This is a genomic window from Paraburkholderia sp. XV (assembly GCF_020177535.1).
GTDB classification, from domain to species: Bacteria; Pseudomonadota; Gammaproteobacteria; order Burkholderiales; family Burkholderiaceae; genus Paraburkholderia; species Paraburkholderia caribensis.
Genome location: NZ_JAGUUD010000029.1, coordinates 29,584 through 47,507 on the forward strand (window position 1 = coordinate 29,584; position 17,924 = coordinate 47,507).

At 62.8% G+C, this 17,924-nt stretch carries 16 protein-coding genes; 5 read left to right on the forward strand and 11 right to left on the reverse strand.

Annotation, left to right across the window (positions count from 1 at the left end; all coding sequences use genetic code 11):
* Window positions 1-117: 117 nt before the first annotated feature.
* Both KFO72_RS16455 and KFO72_RS16460 read left to right on the forward strand, forming a co-directional pair.
* Entirely contained in the window at window positions 118-1,458 is a 1,341-nt protein-coding gene (locus tag KFO72_RS16455) for a UbiD family decarboxylase (RefSeq protein ID WP_225032589.1), read from the forward strand.
* On the forward strand, window positions 1,455-2,084 hold the full coding sequence (locus KFO72_RS16460; RefSeq protein ID WP_225032590.1) for a UbiX family flavin prenyltransferase: 630 nt from the start codon (window positions 1,455-1,457) through the stop codon (window positions 2,082-2,084). Before KFO72_RS16455 ends, KFO72_RS16460 begins: the two co-directional genes overlap by 4 nt.
* A 154-nt stretch (window positions 2,085-2,238) precedes the next feature.
* Here KFO72_RS16460 and KFO72_RS16465 read toward each other — a convergent pair whose 3' ends face one another.
* From KFO72_RS16465 to KFO72_RS16490, 6 genes are all read right to left on the reverse strand, one after another.
* The gene (locus KFO72_RS16465) at window positions 2,239-3,156 is read right to left on the reverse strand and encodes an ABC transporter permease (protein ID WP_110385148.1); all 918 of its coding nucleotides are present in this window, start codon (window positions 3,154-3,156) and stop codon (window positions 2,239-2,241) included.
* Entirely contained in the window at window positions 3,153-3,935 is a 783-nt protein-coding gene (locus tag KFO72_RS16470; protein WP_225032614.1) for an ABC transporter ATP-binding protein, read from the reverse strand. Before KFO72_RS16470 ends, KFO72_RS16465 begins: the two co-directional genes overlap by 4 nt.
* Before the next feature lie 50 nt (window positions 3,936-3,985).
* Window positions 3,986-5,017, reverse strand: coding sequence for an ABC transporter substrate-binding protein (locus KFO72_RS16475; protein ID WP_110385149.1), 1,032 nt, complete (start codon window positions 5,015-5,017; stop codon window positions 3,986-3,988).
* A gap of 110 nt (window positions 5,018-5,127) precedes the next feature.
* On the reverse strand, window positions 5,128-6,624 hold the full coding sequence (locus tag KFO72_RS16480) for a protoporphyrinogen/coproporphyrinogen oxidase (protein ID WP_225032591.1): 1,497 nt from the start codon (window positions 6,622-6,624) through the stop codon (window positions 5,128-5,130).
* A 72-nt stretch (window positions 6,625-6,696) separates the two neighbouring features.
* Window positions 6,697-8,373, reverse strand: coding sequence for a thiamine pyrophosphate-dependent enzyme (locus KFO72_RS16485; protein ID WP_225032592.1), 1,677 nt, complete (start codon window positions 8,371-8,373; stop codon window positions 6,697-6,699).
* Between the two features lie 237 nt (window positions 8,374-8,610).
* On the reverse strand, window positions 8,611-9,762 hold the full coding sequence (locus tag KFO72_RS16490) for a porin (protein WP_225032593.1): 1,152 nt from the start codon (window positions 9,760-9,762) through the stop codon (window positions 8,611-8,613).
* A 453-nt stretch (window positions 9,763-10,215) separates the two neighbouring features.
* Here KFO72_RS16490 and KFO72_RS16495 point away from each other — a divergent pair, with 453 nt between their 5' ends.
* Window positions 10,216-11,250 (forward strand): ABC transporter substrate-binding protein, encoded by a 1,035-nt coding sequence (locus tag KFO72_RS16495; protein ID WP_110385153.1) that lies wholly within the window; start codon window positions 10,216-10,218, stop codon window positions 11,248-11,250.
* 3 nt (window positions 11,251-11,253) lie between these two features.
* On the forward strand, window positions 11,254-12,054 hold the full coding sequence (locus KFO72_RS16500; protein WP_225032594.1) for an aspartate/glutamate racemase family protein: 801 nt from the start codon (window positions 11,254-11,256) through the stop codon (window positions 12,052-12,054).
* A gap of 79 nt (window positions 12,055-12,133) precedes the next feature.
* Here KFO72_RS16500 and andAa read toward each other — a convergent pair whose 3' ends face one another.
* The 4 genes from andAa to andAc are packed head-to-tail and all read right to left on the reverse strand — an operon-like array spanning window position 12,134 to window position 15,433.
* Window positions 12,134-13,351, reverse strand: coding sequence for an anthranilate 1,2-dioxygenase system ferredoxin--NAD(+) reductase (gene andAa, locus KFO72_RS16505; RefSeq protein WP_225032595.1), 1,218 nt, complete (start codon window positions 13,349-13,351; stop codon window positions 12,134-12,136).
* On the reverse strand, window positions 13,341-13,664 hold the full coding sequence (gene andAb, locus KFO72_RS16510; RefSeq protein WP_110385156.1) for an anthranilate 1,2-dioxygenase ferredoxin subunit AndAb: 324 nt from the start codon (window positions 13,662-13,664) through the stop codon (window positions 13,341-13,343). Before andAb ends, andAa begins: the two co-directional genes overlap by 11 nt.
* A gap of 10 nt (window positions 13,665-13,674) precedes the next feature.
* A complete protein-coding gene (gene andAd, locus KFO72_RS16515; RefSeq protein WP_110385157.1) occupies window positions 13,675-14,148 on the reverse strand; it encodes an anthranilate 1,2-dioxygenase small subunit AndAd in 474 nt (157 codons plus the stop codon).
* Window positions 14,149-14,161: 13 nt separating this feature from the next.
* Window positions 14,162-15,433 (reverse strand): anthranilate 1,2-dioxygenase large subunit AndAc, encoded by a 1,272-nt coding sequence (gene andAc, locus KFO72_RS16520; protein WP_225032596.1) that lies wholly within the window; start codon window positions 15,431-15,433, stop codon window positions 14,162-14,164.
* A gap of 209 nt (window positions 15,434-15,642) precedes the next feature.
* Here andAc and andR point away from each other — a divergent pair, with 209 nt between their 5' ends.
* Window positions 15,643-16,608, forward strand: a complete 966-nt coding sequence (andR, locus tag KFO72_RS16525; RefSeq protein WP_225032615.1) for an anthranilate 1,2-dioxygenase regulatory protein AndR — start codon at window positions 15,643-15,645, stop codon at window positions 16,606-16,608.
* 22 nt (window positions 16,609-16,630) lie between these two features.
* On the opposite strand, the gene KFO72_RS16530 is transcribed toward andR, so the two are convergent.
* Window positions 16,631-17,764 (reverse strand): helix-turn-helix domain-containing protein, encoded by a 1,134-nt coding sequence (locus KFO72_RS16530; protein ID WP_110854620.1) that lies wholly within the window; start codon window positions 17,762-17,764, stop codon window positions 16,631-16,633.
* Window positions 17,765-17,924: the final 160 nt, after the last annotated feature.

Genomic DNA, 17,924 nt, shown 5'->3' on the forward strand with positions numbered 1-17,924 from the left:
CGTGCCCTCGAATTGGCACAGGTATAAGTAGCCGATGCTGGCAACCCGCATGCGGCATCGGCCGCGACGAGCGATTACCCACGATTACCCAAGACTACCGACGAGATTTACCCCACGATGAGACATTACCTCTCCCGACTGCGCGCACGCGACGAACTCCTGACCGTGACGCGCGAAGTCGATCCGCGCTACGAAGTGGCCGCTGTCGCGCGCCGCCTGCAGCAGGAAACCACGCGGCCCGTGCTGTTCGAGAACGTGCGCGGCAGCCGTCTGCCCGTCCTGCTGAACCTCTATACCGATCACGACCGGCTGCGCGAGATCATTCGCTGCGAAGAGGAAGAGACATTCTGCGCGCGCCTCACGCGCGAGATTACACTCGCGGCGGAACTCGACACGCCATTTGAACGCGTCGCGCCGCCCACGGACTGGATAACCGGCAAGCTCTCTGACCTGCCGATTCTCACACATCACGAGCGCGATGGTGCACCGTACATCACCGCAGGCGTGTTCCTCGCGAAAGACCCGGACAGCGGCCGCAGCAACCTGTCGTTCCATCGCTCAATGGTGGTGTCGGACGACGAACTGCGCATCCGACTCGGCAGCAGCCATGATCTCGCACAGTTCCAGTTGCGCGCGGAAGCGCGCGGCGAAGCCCTGGAAGCCGTGATCCTGCTCGGCGCCGATCCCGAAATTTTCATGAGCGCGTGTGTGTCGTTGCCGCCGGACGCCGACGAACTGAGGCTCGCCGCCACGATGCGCGGCGGCCCCATCGCCGTGCGCCCCGCTTTCACAGTCGGTCTCGACGTGCCGGCTTCGGCGGAGATCGTCATCGAAGGGCGCATTCTGCCGAACGTGAAACGACCGGAAGGCCCGTTCGGCGAGTTCATGGGTTACTACGTCGAGGTGGGCGATAACCACGTGTTCGAAGTCACGCACGTCGGCTGGCGTGAAGGCGCGGTCTACCAAGGGCTCATCTGTGGGTCCGACGAGGACCTGCGTCCGCTCGAAGCTGCCACCGCCGCGCGCATCTACAAGGCGATCACCGGCCAGGTGCGCGGCGTGCTCGACGTGAGTTGCCGACCTACGGTGATGAACACCATCATTAAGCTCGACAAGCAATACGAAGGGCACGCGCAGCATGCTCTGCTGGCCGCACTCGGCTCGCACCTCGACTACAACAAGCTCGTGGTCGTGGTCGACAAAGACGTCGATATCTACAACATGGACGAGGTGATGTGGGCGTTTCTCACACGTGGCCGCGCCGACACGCGCACGATGGTGGTTCACGACGTGCCGGGCTTCTATCGCGACCCGCATAAGGACCATTGGGGCCGCCTCGCGCTCGACGCAACGAAGCCGTGGGGACGCGAAGCCGAGTTCGAGCGCAAGTCGATTCCAGGCGTGCAGCAAATCGTACTCGACGACTATCTGCCGCATTTTTCGCGTTCAATGTCATGAGCACCGGCACTTCCGCTCTCCATGAAGAAGTGCGTGCGCAGGAAAAGCGCGTCGTCGTCGCGATCACCGGGGCGACCGGCGCGGTCTACGGCGTGCGGCTACTCGAAGCGCTGCGCGCATCGGGTGTCGTCACCCACCTGGTCGTCTCGCGCGCGGGCTGGATGACCCTCGCCGATGAAACCGGATTGGATCGCGCCGCGCTGCGCGACGCGGCAAACGTCTGTCACGATCAGAACGAAGTCGGCGCAAGCATCGCCAGCGGGTCGTTCCAGCACGACGGCATGGTGGTCGCGCCATGTTCCATGAAAACGCTGGCCGCGGTCGCGTATGGATTCGACGACAATCTCGTCGCACGCGCAGCGAGCGTCACGCTGAAAGAGCGGCGCAAGCTCGTGCTGCTGGCGCGCGAGACGCCTCTGACGCTCGCGCATCTGCGCAACATGACGCTCGTCACCGAGATGGGCGCCGTCGTCATGCCGCCGATGCCCGCGTTCTATGCGAAGCCGGACGGCATCGACGCGATGGTCGATTACACGGTGATGCGGGTGCTCGACCAGTTGGGCATCGCGTCGGACAAACCGTACGCGCGCTGGCAGGGACTCGCGGCGTCGCTCGCGGCACGCTGATCACATGCACAACGGGCTCGCAAGCGGGTGCCACAGATAAAAAGGCCCAGACATAGCGTTCTGGACCTTCTGCTTTATTGCCGGTAATCTCCGCGTTCCACCGTTCCACCGTTCCACCGTTCCGGCGCGGCGAACATGTCGCGCCGGAATGAGGTTAGGCGCTTGCAGCCACCGCCTTCGACTTCCTGCTGTTGCTACCGCGCTTCTTGCGCGCCGCCATCGAAAGTAGCGTGACCAGTACAAAGAGCGCCGTGACGAGCTTGAGATCGGAGGGCTGGAAGCCAATTGCGAGCACAACCGAGATCAACTGGAAGTAGATAATCGAACCGAGGATCGGCGCGAGCACCTGGCGCAGCATCGAACGGTTGCCCACCACCGCTTCACCGAGCAGCAGCGCGGCCAGGCCGTTCACGAGCACGCCAAAGCCCATGTTGACGTCGGCGAAACCCTGGTTCTGCGCGAGCATCGCACCACCGAGCGCGGCGAACAGATTCGCGAGACCTAGGCCCACCAGCGTATAGACCTTCACGTTGATGCCCTGTGCTTTGGCCATCGAAGGGCTGGAGCCGATGGCACGCATTGCGAGCCCGTGCTGCGTGCCGAGGAACCACAGCACGCCCACGCCAACCACCGTGTCGATCACGACCAGCATGACAATGCGCGGCAAGTAACCGCCGCCTGCATCGGGCAGCCACGAGAAAACGCTGGAGTACGCGAACAGCGCCGAATTCGGCTGACCCATCACGCGAATATTCACTGAATACAGCATCGACAACACCAGAATGCCGCACAGCAGTGTGTTGATCTTCGCCTTTTCGTGAATATAGCCCGTAAGCACCCCCGCGACGAAACCGGCGAGCGCACCGCCAAGCAGCGCCATGACCGGATCGAAGCCGATCATCAGCAGCTTCGCGCACACACATGCGCCGAATGGAAATGCGCCTTCGCCCGTCATGTCCGAGAAGTTCAGAATGCGGAACGGTATCATGATGGCCACGGCAATCAACGCATACGTCAACCCCTGCATCATGCCGACCGGCACCAGACCGATAAAACCACTGATCAGATTCATGCGTTCACCGTGTGTGCCATTGCTGGCTCTTCATTGAAGGTTGCCATGAGCTTTTCCATCGTAATGGCGCGCTTCGCGTCGCCCGTCAAATCGCCGACGATACGCCCGTCGCGCATCATCACGAGGCGGTTGCCATAGTCCAGCGCGTGCTGCATATTGTGCGTGACCATCAGCGTGGTGAGGCCAGCTTCGCGCACCACCTGTTCAGTGACGCGCATCACGATCGCGGCAGTGCGCGGATCGAGCGCCGCGGTGTGCTCGTCTAGCAGCAACAGTTGTGGACGCTGCAGCACCGCCATCAGCAACGAAAGCGCCTGACGCTGTCCGCCCGAGAGCAGCGAGGCCTTGGCCTTCATGCGTTTTTCCAGGCCCAGATCGAACGAGGCCATCCGCTCGCGGAACGCCTCCGATTGCACCCGCGTCAGACCTCGTCCAAATCCACGCTTGAGGCCACGCAGATTCGCGACCGCCAGATTTTCCTCGAGGCTAAGCGCCGTGGCCGTGCCAATCGACGGATCCTGGAACACGCGCGAGATGTACTTCGCGCGCTCATGTGTAGGCAGCGACGTGATCGCGGTGCCGTCGATGGTGATGACGCCCGAGTCGGGCATCACTTCGCCGGCCAGCATGTTCAGAAATGTAGATTTGCCGGCGCCGTTGCCGCCCACCACGACGGCGAAGTCACCCGCCTGTAACTTGAGCGACACGTCGGTCAGCGCGATCCGCTCGTCGACGGTGCCGGGATGGAAGGTCTTGCTTATCTGCTCCACCGACAGCATCGGTATGTGTTTCTCGCGCATGGTCATCACTTTGGCTGACGGATGGTCTTTCAGTCGATGAAGCATTTGCAGTCCTTGAACGACGCGGGCACGGTCAGGCCGATCTTCGTAAACTGGTTGCGGCTGATCTGGGTAACGTAATCCGCTTTGGCGGGGAGCATGACGGGCATCGCGCTGGTCTTGTCGCCCTTGAGTACGCGCACGGCCACGCGAGCCGCGTTCGCGCCGACCGACTGCAACGAGACGGCGTAGGAAGCCGTCGCCATGCCTTTCTTGATCGCCTCGGTTTCGGAACTGATCACGGGCACCTTCATGCGCTGCATGCTCGCCGCCACGGCGGGTATCGCTGATTGCACAAGATTCGAACCGGTGATGTACACGAAGCCGACGCCGTTGAGCATCTGTGCGCGCTGCGTGATGTCGTTCACGCTATCCACGCTGACCGGCTTGAATTCAAGGCCAGCGCGTTTCGCGGCGGCTTCGAGCGCGTGCGTCGTGACCACGTCGTTTGCTTCACCGGGGTTGTACAGCGTGCCGAACGACTTGACGCCCGGCAGCAGTTTCTTCGCGAAGGCCAGCACGGCGTCGAAGTCCTGCAGGTCGGACGAGCCGTTGAAGCGGTCGCTGCCGTGCTGCCAGTTCGGCGTGAGCCCGGCGGCGACCGGATCGGTCACTTCGGTGAAGACGAGCGGAATTGCCGGGTTGGCCACCGCCGAGCGTGCCACCTGCGAAACAGAGGTCGTGACGGTCAGGATCAGCGCCGGGTTCTTCGCGAGAATCTGCGAAAACATTTGCGGCATCAGCGCCTGCGTGAAGTTCGCGTCGCTGTACACATAATTGACGTTCTTGCCCTCTACGTAGCCCTCGTGCGCCATCTCGTCCTTGAAGCCCTGAATCGTCATGGCCAGCGAAGGGTGTGGCCCGAGATTGGCAATGCCGATCGTGGCGGGCGTGCCCGGCTGCGCGAGTGTCGAGCCCGGCGCGGCAAGCAGGCCGGACAGTGCTGCGATGCCCGCGATCGCAGCAAGGATGGCGCGCCGGGCAGCCGGCTGGCGACGGGCGGTGCTGATTGAACCCTTCATTGCAGATTTCCGTAGCTTAAGTGGGGTAGCGAATTTGTAGCATTGAAGCCGCGAGCGAATTTATTCCGGCTCTGGCTTATGCCGTTTCGCTAAAAGTTGGTCCGCTTTGCCTAGTTTTGCGCGCGAGTCAGCACAATCTGCGCGGCACGTTCGCCGCTCGCACAGGCGCCCGTCAACAGCGCCTGAGAGGTCCAGTCGCCGCAGTACACCACCGGCCGCGCTACGTTGCGCGCGGGGTCCTCCTGCCAGCGCCAGAACGCCTGCAGACGCGCGCCGTAGCCCGGCGCGAACACCGGCAGCTTGCGCGGAATCCACTGTGTCACAACCGCGCTCACATGGCGGTCGAAATCCGGAATGCGCGCGCGCAGTTCGTCGCGCAGCAGTACGTCGAGGTTGCCCGTCAAGCCGCGGCGCTCGGCTTCGTAGGCAGCTTCCGGCGTCAGTTGGCAATAAATTTGCGTGAGCGGGCGACCGCCCGCGGGCGACGCCGGCAACTGCTGGAACGTCGAAATGCGGCTGGGCGATCCCCGCGGCGCGAACTGCATCAGCGGCGCAAGCGGCTTCGAAAAGCCGTAATGGACGACGCCGAGCGTGTTGTACCGCACCGCCTCGAGCATCTCGCGCTCTTCGCGCTGCGGGTTGCGGATCAGCGCGCCCGCAAGCGAGCCCTCGGTTGCGCACACCACGTGGTCGGCGCCCAGCACCGTCCCGTCACGCAGCGTCACGGCGAACCGCTGTCCCCGTGCGCTCGCTCCCCCGGAAGCGGCCGTCGCGTCACCGCGGCCTGGCGCGCTGAGATCCTGCACTGCCTCGATCGAGATGACGGCCGCGTTCGTCCGCACATCCAGCTGCGCCGCGAGTGCCTGGCATACGCCGCCCATGCCGCCTCTGAGTGTGTAGACCGTGTCTTCGCCGATCAGATGCGGCACGGTACTCCGATAGAACAGCGCGGACAGCGTTTCCGGGTTGAAGCTGCGGGTGGAGCGAAACACCGGCTCGACCATGTTGGAAAGCGCCTGCGGTCCGATTGCGTCGCGCACGTATTGCGCAAGCGTCTGTAGATCGGCGGCCGGGTCAACGGGCATGGCGCTCATCGCCCAGTCCGGGTCGACGCGGCTGCGCTGCGCGCGCATCCTGAGCGCGTGCCCGACAAGCGCGACGCGCTCCAGCAAAGGTAGACCGGGCGTACCCAGCGAACGCACCGAAGGCATTAGCTCAATCGTATGGCTGCCGCCAGCCGAGACGCATTGCGCCGTCAGGTGGCGCAGCGGAATCAGCATGTCCTGAAGCGCCAGATCCGCGATCAACCGGTTGAATGCGCGTCCGAACGGATACACAAGACGCGCGCCGCTATTGAACGCAATATCGCCGACACGCCGGTCGCCCATGCGTCCGCCGACTACCTCGTTCGCCTCCAGCACGGTTACGCGCAGACCCGCGCGATCCAGGCGGTAAGCCGCAGTCAAGCCGGCGATGCCCGCACCAACGACGATCGCGCTGCCCCGCGCGCCGCGCGGCACGGTCCCGGCGCGCGACGCATGCTGATGCGCCGGCGCGGGCGGGCGTGTCGCACTCGGGTCCGACCCAAGTGTTTGAATTGCTTTCATGAGCCGAAAAAAAGTATGGGGGTTTACACAATCCGTATGAAGGGCATCGGCCGACTCACGCACCGCAACACCTCACGCGAGCGGCTTGCCGACCGAACGCGGCACGCGCAATTCGATCAGCCTGACGCCCGGCGCGGCCAGTGCGGCGTCGAGCGCGGGCGCGAACGCGGCCGTCTCGTCGACCGCCCAGCTCTTCACGCCGAATGCGCCCGCGAACGCGGCGAAATCGATGTTGCCGAGTTCGGTGCCCGCCGTGCGCCCGAAAAGCCGCCGCTGCGCGGCGTCGATGGCCCCGTACGCGCGGTTGTTCACGACCAGCACGAGCAGCGAGACGCCGAGCCGCACAGCCGTTTCCAGCTCTTCCGCGTGCATCATCAGGCAGCCGTCGCCGGCTATCGCGACAATCTGACGTCCGGGCTCCAGCACGAGCGCCGCGCCGATCGCGGCAGCAAGCCCGTAGCCCATCGCACCACTTTTCGGACCCAACTGGGTTCCCGGACGGTGGTGCGTTAGATAGCGTTGCGGCCAGATCGCATATGAGCCCGCGCCTGAAGTCACGACAGCGTTGTCAGCAAGCGCGGCGTCGAGCGTTGCATACACGGCGCGCAGATCGAGCTGGCCTTCGCAGTATCCGCTCGCGATATGCGCAAGCCGCTCTGCGCGCAACGTGCGCATCCACTCGTGACGGGCGTCGAACGCGTGCGAGTCGCACCACGGGACCACGTCCTCGCTCGCTTCCCGCCAGGAGTCGACTGCCGCGTTGCATTCCGCCAGCATCGCGATATCTGCCTGATAGACGGCGTTCAACTCACCCGCGTCGGCGTGTATATGGACGAGGCGCTGGGCGTGACCGCGCTGCTGAGCATCGGGTGCGATCAGCGCATAACCCTTGAAACCCTCGCCCAGTGTGTTCAGTTCACCGAGACGACCGTTCAGCACAATCAGCAGATCGGCTTCGCTCACGCGTTGCGCGAGCTGCGGGTCGATCCCGATGCCGATCTCGCCGACAAACACGGCGTCGTCATGATCCAGCAGATCCCGGCGCCGGTACGTTGTCGCGACCGGCACGAGATGCTGGCAGGCGAGTCTCGCGAGCGTTTTCAGCGATTCGGGCTGCCAGCCCGTTCCGCCCGCGATCATCAACGGACGCTGCGCCGTTTGCAGCATGGCGCGCAAACGCTCCATGTCGCCGCGCGCAATTGACGGCGCGAGCAATTGCGGCCTTGGCGGAATGACGGGCTTCGCGTGAGCGTGTGCCACGTCCTCCGGCAAAACCAGCACCACGGGTCCGCGCCGCCCGCTCATCGCCACATGCCACGCACGGGCGAACATCTCGCCGATGCGCTCGGGTGCGTCGATCAGACCCACCCATTTGGCAAGCGGACCGAACACGCGCTGGAAGTCGTCCGGATTGAGCATCGCCTCACGGCCGGAGATTGCCTGGCTCCCCTGCCCGACGATCAGGATCATCGGCGCACTATCCGTGTACGCCGTATGGACGGCCAGCGTGGTGTTCAACGCGCCGGGCGCGCGAGCGGCAAGACAGATGCCAGGCTGGTCGCGCAGTTGCCCGATCGCCTGGGCAGCGTAGGCCATGCCGGCCTCGTGGCGGAAACTCGCCAGCGCGATATGCGGCATGTGGAGGGCGAGTGCATCGACGATTTCGAGAATGCCTTCCCCGGGAATGAAGGTGACGGCGGGCACGCCGTAGGCGCCGAGCACTTCGGCGACGATCCGGGCACCGCTCACCCGGTCGGCATGACCGCCGGCTACGTGTCCTGACTGGCACGTGTCTGGGGGCTGCGATGAAGGCTGCACTGAACCTGTTGCCTGCTCACGACTCATGTGAATTGCGACTCCTCTGGCGGGACACGGTTCGCCGCGTCCTTGAACGCGACGAGCGCGGGGCCTCGTTTCATGTCTACTTCATTCGCGTCTGCTTCGGCGCAAGCCCGGCGCGACCGGGCCGCCCACGTTTCATCACCATTAGAACCGGTGAAAAATGCCCGCAGTAATTGCCACCTGCCGTTTGGTCGAAGACGCACCGCCCGAACCGCTGGCATATTCGATATTAGCGTGCTGTGCATCGCCGGCTGCCAGCTGGAATATGCCGTCCAGGTAGAGCGCCGTGCGCTTGGACAGGAAGTAGTTGTTGATGAGCGAAAACTGGTGGTATTGCGGTTTGAAGTCGGTCGGTTGGATCGTGCCGGTGGTGTACACGTAGTCGAACGCGGCCTGATAGTCGGGCGCGAAGAAGTGACTCACATTGGCCTCGATGTTGGTGTAGCTCGCGCGGCCATGCGTGAGACCCAGTTGCGCGACGCCAAGATCATCATAACGGCTATGCGTGACGACAAGGCTCGCAAACGTCGTCTTCGTGAACGCATACTGGCCGCCCGCCCCGTAGATTTCCATACTGGACGGCGAGATCGCATACGAAAACGTCGGCGATTTGGCCGAAATCGACGCGAACAACGAGGTGTTCCACAGGCCTTCGCTCGAGGCCGATGCGGGGTGATTCATCCGCATGTAGGCCGCGGAGAGCTTCACAGGGCCTTGCGCGTAATTCACGCCTGCGCCGATCGCGCTCTGATTGCCGAAACTCCCGGCCACGCCGCCGAAGCTGTACATCAAGCCCGCCTGCAAGCCCCGATACGACGGCGACACATACTTCACCGCGTTATTGGTGCGGAACTGGTAGTTGAAGTTGTTGTTATCGCCGATAGTCGCCGTGTAGCCGTTCCACATCAGCGGCGACGAATACTGCGCGAGCCAGTCCTGCGTCAGATCGTACTGGCGGCCGAAGGTCAAGGAGCCAAAGCGATCGTCGGTCAAACCTACGTATGCCTGACGGCCAAATTCGCGGCCCCCTTGCGCCGCCGAGCCGGTGTTCGGGTTGAAACCGCCTTCGAGCACGAAGATCGTCTTCGTGCCGCCACCGAGGTCCTCGACGCCCCGGACGCCCCAACGGCTCGGACCGTTCGCCGTGCCGATCGATGCGCCCTTCAGCGAGTTGTTGGAGTAGATCAGGCCCGACATCACCACGCCATACAGCGTGACGCTGGAACTCGGCGCGCTCTGCGCGTGGGCGGTAGCCGCAAGGGAGAGGAGCAGCGCCGTAGTACAGATACGTTTCATCTCGAAGGTCCGTGGAGGGATCGATGGTTTGTGGGAAGTTCTGCTTCGTAGGATGTTGGGCACGTCCGTAACGCAACGCGCTTGCCACAGCGAAGACTAGAAAGGGCACAAACCAGTGACAACGCCCTCAAAATAGTTAGACCCGTTTTCCTTCAATTCTGAATCGCTTCACTAGAGCGCGACGCCTTACTCTGTTGTTCGCGCGCGCCGTGGCGAGCCGTTGCCATTCTTTGCAGGCCGGCACTCCGGCGGCCTGGCTCATTCAATAACATGGACTCCCCTGCAAAGGGACTTCGCCAGCGGCTTCAATTATTAGGCATTCGGAACTGTTTATTTTGACGCCGTGGGCCGAACGGAACGGCTCGATCAGAATGAGTTCGTTTCGACGGTGCGAAGACATCGCCGGTTGTCCCTCCCCACTCTCACATTGTCTTTCTATCAAGCAAATACGTTATGAAACTGCTCAGCGAGTGTGTTCAACGGTTCGGCAAACGCCGTGGCATGGCAACCGCGTTGTTGTCGATGGCACTCGGCCTTGGCACCATCCTGCCCACCGCCACACATGCACAAACCGTCTCCCCCGCACCCATTGTTGTGGGTATCGCCAACTTCGGCCCGCACCCGGCGCTGTCGCGCACCATTCAGGGCTTCAAGGACGAAATGCAAGCTCATGGCTACGTGGAAAATAAAACTGTGCGCTACGTTTACAGCGACGCGAACTTCACGCCGAGCCTTATTCCTCAGACCCTCGCGCAGATCGTCGCGCAGCACCCTTCCGTGATCCTGACCATCACGACGCCGGTTGCGCAGGCCGCCGTGCGCAACGTTAGCGACACGGGTACGCCGCTGGTGTTCTCGCAGGTGACGGACCCGGTGAAGGCAGGCATCGTGCCCGACTGGCAGCACGGCAGCGCCCGCATCAACGGCACCTCGAGCGTCACCGACTACAATGCCGTGCTCGATTTCGCGAAAAAGGTCTTTCCTATGGCGAAGAAATTTGGCGTGCTGTACAACTCCGGCGAAGTCAACGATGTCGCCGCCATTGCGAGTCTGAAGGAGGCTGCGGCAAAGGCAGGCCTCGATATGGTCGCGACCTCGGCGGATTCCTCCGTCGACGTGCCGCAACGCGCCGGCACGCTGCAAGGCATCGACTTCTTCTATGCGATCGGCTCCAGCCTGGTCCAGTCTTCGTTGCCAGCGGTCGCCTCGGTCACCGACCATATGCATGTGCCGATTCTCAGCGCCGAGCATGAACTGATCCGCAAGGGCGACATTATTGCCGTCGCCTATGCGCCGTCCTATGAATCGCAAGGGGCACACGCCGCGGATATGGCGCTGCAAATGATCAAGGGCGTCAAGCCGTCGGCGATGCCCGTATATCGCGCTGTGCCCGCCGACTACAAGGCTTTGATCAACCGCCGAAAGATGGCCGCGCTCAATCTGCCGATTCCCGCCGCGCTCGACGCGTGCAACTGCTTCGTCAACTGATTCATGACACTCCACTCGCTTCCCGACAACCAGGCCGCGAGCGACGCGCGCGAGCTCCGCCCGCGTCGTCGCACGATTCACGGCGTAAGCATCGGCATCCTGATGCTCGACACCGGCTTTCAGCGCTTGCCCGGCGACATCGGCCACGGCGCGACTTGGTCCTTTCCCGTTCAATACGGCCTTGTAACGGGGGTCACTGGCCCGCAAGTCATGGCGGCCACAAGCGGCGAAGAGAAGGCGGCTGTGCCTCTCATCGAACGCTTCGTCGAAGCTGCGCTGCAGCTCGTCGATCTCGGCGTGGACGGCATCACGACGAGTTGCGGCTTTCTCGTGGCCTTCCAGCAGGCGTTGACTGAACGCTGCGCCGTGCCAGTCGCTACCTCCGCGCTGCTGCAGATTCCGTCGGTCGCCATGCTGTTGCCGAAGCGGCAGCGCGTGGGCGTCCTCACCGCGCGCGCCGCTTCGCTGACGCCTCGACATCTGCTTGCCGCGAACGCGCCGACCGATCTGCCGGTGGCTGGTTTGCGCGAAGACAGCCAGTTCTTTCGCAACAATCTGGAGAATGCGCCGACGGTGAACTTCGACGAACAGGCCGCCGACCTGCTCGAATGCGCGGAGCGTTTGTTGTCCGCGCATCCGGAAACCGGCGCGATCATCAGCGAATGCAGCAACTTCGCGCCTTACTCTGCGTTGATCAGCGAACGGTTCGGCGTGCCGGTGTTCGATATCGTGACGATGGTCGAATGGTTTCAGGCGGGGTTGCGGCCCAAGCGCTTTCAGGCCTCGTCTCAGGCAGCCTTGTAGGCAACGAACTTCGAAAAGAAGTCAGCCGTGCGAGCGAGGACTCGCACGGCCTTCACGGCGGATCTCGAATCTGCCGGTTCTACAACATTGATCTCAAGCTCACGGTAGCGTCGGCGAGCAAGGCAGGATCAAGCGGCTTGGCGGACGCGATGAGCCGCTTCGCAGCGGCCATCTCACGACCAGCATTGATTGCTACGACCCCGCGCAAGCGCTGCGTTTCGTCGAACGCGAACAGGCAGAACGGACCCTGTTGCGCATCGCCACGCCCGATCACCGTGTGCAACGCCTCAATCGTGCCGAGCGTCTGGATATTGCAATCGAACTGATCGGACCACAGCCACGGCCACTCCGCGTACTCCTGCGTGTCGCCAAGCATGTTGGCCGCCGCAACCACAGGTTGATTCTCTGCGACCTGCCACGATTCGATGCGAACGTGCCGCCCGAGCAACGGGTTGAAATGCATCGTCACTTCGCCGGCAGCGAAAATATGCGGGTCGGACGTGCGGCATTGCGTGTCCACAACGATGCCGCTTTTCACTTCAAGTCCCGCGTCGCCCGCGAGTTCGACATTCGGCAGCACGCCGATACCCACCACGACGAGATCGGCCGTAAGCGTGCCACGATCCGTTTCGATCAACGCCCGGCCATTCTCGTAGCCGATGGCTACCGGCGTCTCGCCCAGTCGCAGCACCACGCCGCACCGCGTATGAAGTTGCGCGACGAAGCGCGACGCCGCCTGCGGCAGCGACCGTTGCAGCAGCACAGGCGCCGGTTCGATTACCGTCGCCTCGCAGCCTGCTTGCCTCACGGCGGCGGCCACTTCGAGCCCGATAAAGCCGCCGCCGAGGATGGCAACCCGTCTGCCGGGCGCGAGCGCGGCGCGCAACGCCAGTGAGTCGGCCAGCGTCCGTACGTAGTACAGCGCAATTCGCTCATCCACTGTGCCCGAAAACTCACGCACGCGCGAGCCGGTTGCGAGCAGCAATCTGTCGTAGCCGAGCGCGCTACCGTCGGACAGTCGCACTGCGTTGCGAACCCGGTCAATCGACTCGACGGTCGTGGACAGCCGCAACTCGATATCCTGCGCGGCGTACCAGTCCGGCTCGCGAACGAACGCCTTCTGCTCGCCTCCTTCCACGATCAGCGCGTCTTTCGACAGCACAGGGCGATCATAGGGCGCATGCGGCTCCGCGCCGATCATCACGATGCGCGCGCCGGGATCGCGCTCGCGCAGCGTTTGCGCGGCGCGCCGCGCGGCATGTCCCGCCCCGACAATCACATGCCGCTCAGTCGACATGAACTTCCACCCGCGAATCGACGATACGGATCGGGAACGCGCGCACCGGTTCCGTGACCGGTGCGCAGCGCGGCGCGCCTGAACGAATGTCGATGAGCCCCTGATGCAGCGGACATTCGACGCAACCGTCTTCCACGTAGCCGTCCGACAGCCGCGCATGACCATGCGAACACAGATCGTTCAGCGCGAACACTTCGTCGCCGAGCCTGAATATCGCGATCTGCCGGTTGCCGGCCACGACCGCCGCCGGCTCGCCTTCGGTGAAATCGTCGAGGGTGCCGATGGCCTGCCAGTTCTCGAGTGCCTGTTCCATATTCGCTCCTTCAAATCGGCGTAGCGAGCAGCGTCTGCACGCGCGACGTGTCGTAGACCACGCGCTTGCTCTGATAGCGCAAACCTTCCGGCGTACGCACGACGCGGTCGTAATACTTGCCTGCCTGATACACGTCGGTTTCGCCGTTAGAGCGCGTTTGCACCACCACGTAGCTACTTTCCGTTTCGATCACGCCGTCCTTCTCGCTCATCACCGTCAGGCCTGATGTCATATGACGGTACGTGTGTTCCTCAAAAATATTCGCGTTGCGCAGCGACACCACGCGGTCGCGCAGCATGCGCTGGTTCGTGCAGTGAATGATGCCAATAGGCAAACCCATGTCAGCGTTTTCCTTCGGTACGATCTCGTACGTGCAGTCTTCGGTGAACAACGTGGGCCATGCTTCCAGCCGGTCGTTGTCCAGATTGCTGATGTACTGGCTCTGCAGCATATGCAACTCGAACCACAGTTTCATCGCTTCCATGTGCGTCCTCTGCTCAATAGCCCATCAATTTCTGATACCCGACCCAGAAGCGGCGGATCAGACTTTCAGTGATCACCGTGTCCTGCTGCTCCGGGTTGCCGCGCGACATTTCGATCACCGAAGTCGCATCGCCGTCGCGGATCGTGCCGCGTTGAACGAGTTCAGTCGCCTCGGTATCTTCCATGGAGATATACCCCGCCGGTCCCACCAAATTTGCCTGCTTGATGCGCAGCGCCCGCAGTTCCGGCGTGTCGTCCGCGTAGCCGAAAAAGTGGAAAATCAGCTCGAAATTGTTCGGGCCTTTCGGCAACAACTGGCGCGCCACCAGCGTGTTGTGGATCTGCTGGATCACGAGCTGTGGGAAGATCGGCTGGATATGGTTGGTGGTGTCTTCTTCGTACTCGGAAATATGACCAAGCACCGTGTCGTCTTCGAGCGAGAAGCCTTCGTCCATGGAACGGATGTTCTGCTGCTTGTAAGCCGCCGAGGTGTCCTCGCCCGTCTTGGTGACCGTGATGATGCTATGCAGGCCGTGTGTCGCGTCCGGAATGGAACGCGCTTTCATGCCGACACGGAAGATGTTGAAGGTCGTATGGAACAGATGAAGCATGCTCGCGTGATACGGGTCTTTCACGTTCTCGAAGTACAGCTTCCAGTTCGACTTCGAATACTGACGCGTGCAGCCGAGGTATTCGATCGGCTTGTGAAAGATGCGATCGATCCACGGCCGCATTTCCGCGCCGAGATACTCGGGCAATGGCGCGACTTCGTCGCTGAACGTCGCGAACACAACACCGCGATAACTGTCCACACGCAGCTTGCGCAGGCTGTGGTTCTTAGGATCGAAGTCGGCCGGCATCCCGCTCATGCCTTTCTGCCCGCGGCGGAACGGCACGCCCAGCAAGTTGCCGCTGTTATCGAAGCTCCACTGGTGGTACACGCAGGTATGCGAGGTGGCGTTGCCGCGCGCCTGGCGGCACACCGACGCGCCACGGTGCGCGCAGCGATTCACCCACGCCGAGAGCGAGCCATCGTCGCCGCGCGTGACGACAACCGGCGTGTCGCCCACGAAGGTGCTCTTGAAGTCGCCCGCATTCGGAATCTCCGCTTCGAGTGCGACGAAATTCCACGTCGGGCCGCGATAAATCCGTTCCTGCTCGCGCTCGTACACCGCTTGCGAGCTGAATACCTTGTACGGTACGCGCGAGCCGTCGTCGTGTGGAAACACGACATGATCGGACTCCATGTCCTTGACTATACGAACGGGCGTTTCGGCTATTTCCATGCTGATGACTCCGCTAGATTGCTGGGTGCTGCCTGTATGAGGGAACCGCCGTTGGCAGACTTGCTTTTTTGACGTCTGTTGAATTATTTTTGGAGATCCAAAATGGCGGGGCTATCCGCTTCTGGCAGTTGCCTGGTGAACTGTCCGATTCAGGCAGCTTTTTGAACGAAGTCCGTTTCGCGCAGCACGAGGTCTCTTATCTTTTCGTCATGAGCCGTACCGACTTCCGCCCCCATGCGCTCCGAGACCATCGCCTGTTCGAGTCGAAAGACCTGGACGAGACGCGCGAACTGATCTCCCGCGTGATGCAGCCGCATTCGCTCGTGCCGTTCGGCGACGGCGGCGGCCATTCCCACATGGATTTCGTGAAGCTCGGCCGGCTTGGCATTGGTACGATCGGCTTCGGCAGCGGCATGCAGGTAGATGTCGAAGCGGTGGACGGCTATTACCTGCTGATGTTCTGCGTGTCCGGCTATGCAGAGGTCAAGGCCTCCGGCCACACCATTCATGTCGACGACAGGCAGGGCGTGATCCGCGCGCCTGGTGAGCCGTTCAGCGCGAAACTTTCGCCACAATGCGAGCAGCTCGTGCTGCGCATCGATCCCCTCGCGCTACCGGCAGACGTCGCGCTCGGTACCGAACGCAACGGCGCACTGATGCATTTTGCGAGCGGCGCGATGCGCGCCTGGCAAGAGCAGTTGAAGCTGATTGCCAGTTCGCCGGATCTGCTGGCCAGTGCGTGCGGCAACGCCCACGTAGGCGAACATGTCGAATCGCTGCTGGTCAATCTGCTCGCGGCGGGCTCCACCGAGTGGGACGCCTCGTTTTCATCCTCGCCGCGTAAAACGGCAACGCCCGGCTTCGTGCGCCGCGCGGAAGACCTAATGATCGCTAGCCTCGGCTCGCCGATGCAACTGGCCGATCTCGCCGAAGCGGTCGGCGTGCCGGTACGCACGCTATGCGACGGCTTCATGCGATTTCGCCAGACCAGCCCGATGCAGTATCTGCGGCAGGTCCGGTTGGAGCGCGCGCGAGAGACCATTCTGGCGACGTCGGCGGAAGTACGGATTGCGCACATTGCACTGGACTGTGGCTTCACCCACTTCGGCCGCTTCGCGCAGAGTTACAAGGAACGCTTCGGCGAGTCGCCTTCGCAGACTGGGCGGCTGAGGTAGTCGGTTGGGTCAGTCGACAGGGTTAGTCGGTGCCCCTGGTGCGCTCCGAGCCGCGCAACTGCCGCGCGTCTTTCGGCGCGAAGCCGTAAAAGTCGCGGAACGAGGTCGTAAAGCTCGTTTGATGCTGGTATCCAACCGCCGCCGCCACCTGCCCCACCGATTGCCGTTCGTCCACCAGCAATCGCAGCGCCTCCTGCATGCGACCGCGCAGGCTGTACTCAAAGACCGTCACGCCATGCAGCAACTTGAATGCGCGCTTGAGCTTCGACGCGTTGGTGCCCACCGCGCGCGCAAGATCGGGAATGGTCATGTTCTTCTGCAAGTCCGCGTCGATCAGCGTGCGAGCACGTTCCATTAGCATCAGGTCGCGCGAGGACAGGATCACATCCTGCGCGCCGTCGCGCAAACTGTCGATCCATGCGCCCACGCTTGCGTACAGGATCTCCGTGCATTTCGCCTCGACGAACAGCAGGTCGCGCACACCTTCATGCGGGCTGGCGAGTAGTTGTTCAATGGCTTGCACCGCGTCCAACGCGAGGCGCATCTGGACGTTATAGAGTTCGTCGTCCTTAACGGCGGCGAGGCGCGCGCGTATCGTTTCGCCTTCCACGCCGAGTGCCTCTATGAGCCGCGCGAAATAGCGCGACGACACGTACAGGCCCAGCGCGCGACGCGGCCCTTGCGGACAGGTGATCTGATAGCGCAGCCCCGCGCCCTGGTAGCAGAGAATGAAGTTTGGCGCCCCGACCTGCACGGAGTCGCCATCCTGGCCGCCACCCACGCCGACGCTGGCGGGACCGGTCACGAGGTAGTGGAACTCGACGAAACCTTCGGGCGGCACGCTTTCCGTGCGGGCGCACGCGTAGTCACACTCGGACACCGCTACGAAAATCTCGTCCCGAATCGAGATCATCTTCCACGTGCCTTCGTCGACGTCGCCCGGCACCTCAACGCTGCGGCCGTACAGCCCCATGGCAGGGGCGCGGACGCAGCGCGGATCGTCGTGCAGGCGGCGGTATGCTTCGGTGAGCGATGCACCTGGTTGCGCCAGCGCGGTACGAAACAGCCCGCAGCGCGCGTCGTCGCCCGGCTCGCTCGTCGGCTGCTTAGGCCTGGCGGCGGCCGAAAGAGCAGGCAACGGGGGAAGTCGGTCCATGAGAGCGGCAGCGCGGTCGCAACGTTGTACAGGATTTCGCCGATTCTAGCGAGCCCACCCGCGCCGCCAATAATCGCATGGCGCCCGTGCAACAGCGCCTGCGGTTCCACATCTGAAAAAGAGCGGATTGCCTACGTTATGCACCCGATTGCCTGGCCTG

Coding starts and splice junctions, on each gene's coding strand:
- KFO72_RS16455 (WP_225032589.1), top strand. CDS start 118: ATGAGACATTACCTCTCCCGACTGCGCGCACGCGACGAACTCCTGACC.
- KFO72_RS16460 (WP_225032590.1), top strand. CDS start 1,455: ATGAGCACCGGCACTTCCGCTCTCCATGAAGAAGTGCGTGCGCAGGAA.
- KFO72_RS16465 (WP_110385148.1), bottom strand. CDS start 3,156: ATGAATCTGATCAGTGGTTTTATCGGTCTGGTGCCGGTCGGCATGATG.
- KFO72_RS16470 (WP_225032614.1), bottom strand. CDS start 3,935: ATGCTGTCGGTGGAGCAGATAAGCAAGACCTTCCATCCCGGCACCGTC.
- KFO72_RS16475 (WP_110385149.1), bottom strand. CDS start 5,017: ATGAAGGGTTCAATCAGCACCGCCCGTCGCCAGCCGGCTGCCCGGCGC.
- KFO72_RS16480 (WP_225032591.1), bottom strand. CDS start 6,624: ATGAAAGCAATTCAAACACTTGGGTCGGACCCGAGTGCGACACGCCCG.
- KFO72_RS16490 (WP_225032593.1), bottom strand. CDS start 9,762: ATGAAACGTATCTGTACTACGGCGCTGCTCCTCTCCCTTGCGGCTACC.
- KFO72_RS16495 (WP_110385153.1), top strand. CDS start 10,216: ATGAAACTGCTCAGCGAGTGTGTTCAACGGTTCGGCAAACGCCGTGGC.
- KFO72_RS16500 (WP_225032594.1), top strand. CDS start 11,254: ATGACACTCCACTCGCTTCCCGACAACCAGGCCGCGAGCGACGCGCGC.
- andAa (WP_225032595.1), bottom strand. CDS start 13,351: ATGTCGACTGAGCGGCATGTGATTGTCGGGGCGGGACATGCCGCGCGG.
- andAb (WP_110385156.1), bottom strand. CDS start 13,664: ATGGAACAGGCACTCGAGAACTGGCAGGCCATCGGCACCCTCGACGAT.
- andAd (WP_110385157.1), bottom strand. CDS start 14,148: ATGGAAGCGATGAAACTGTGGTTCGAGTTGCATATGCTGCAGAGCCAG.
- andAc (WP_225032596.1), bottom strand. CDS start 15,433: ATGGAAATAGCCGAAACGCCCGTTCGTATAGTCAAGGACATGGAGTCC.
- andR (WP_225032615.1), top strand. CDS start 15,643: ATGAGCCGTACCGACTTCCGCCCCCATGCGCTCCGAGACCATCGCCTG.
- KFO72_RS16530 (WP_110854620.1), bottom strand. CDS start 17,764: ATGGACCGACTTCCCCCGTTGCCTGCTCTTTCGGCCGCCGCCAGGCCT.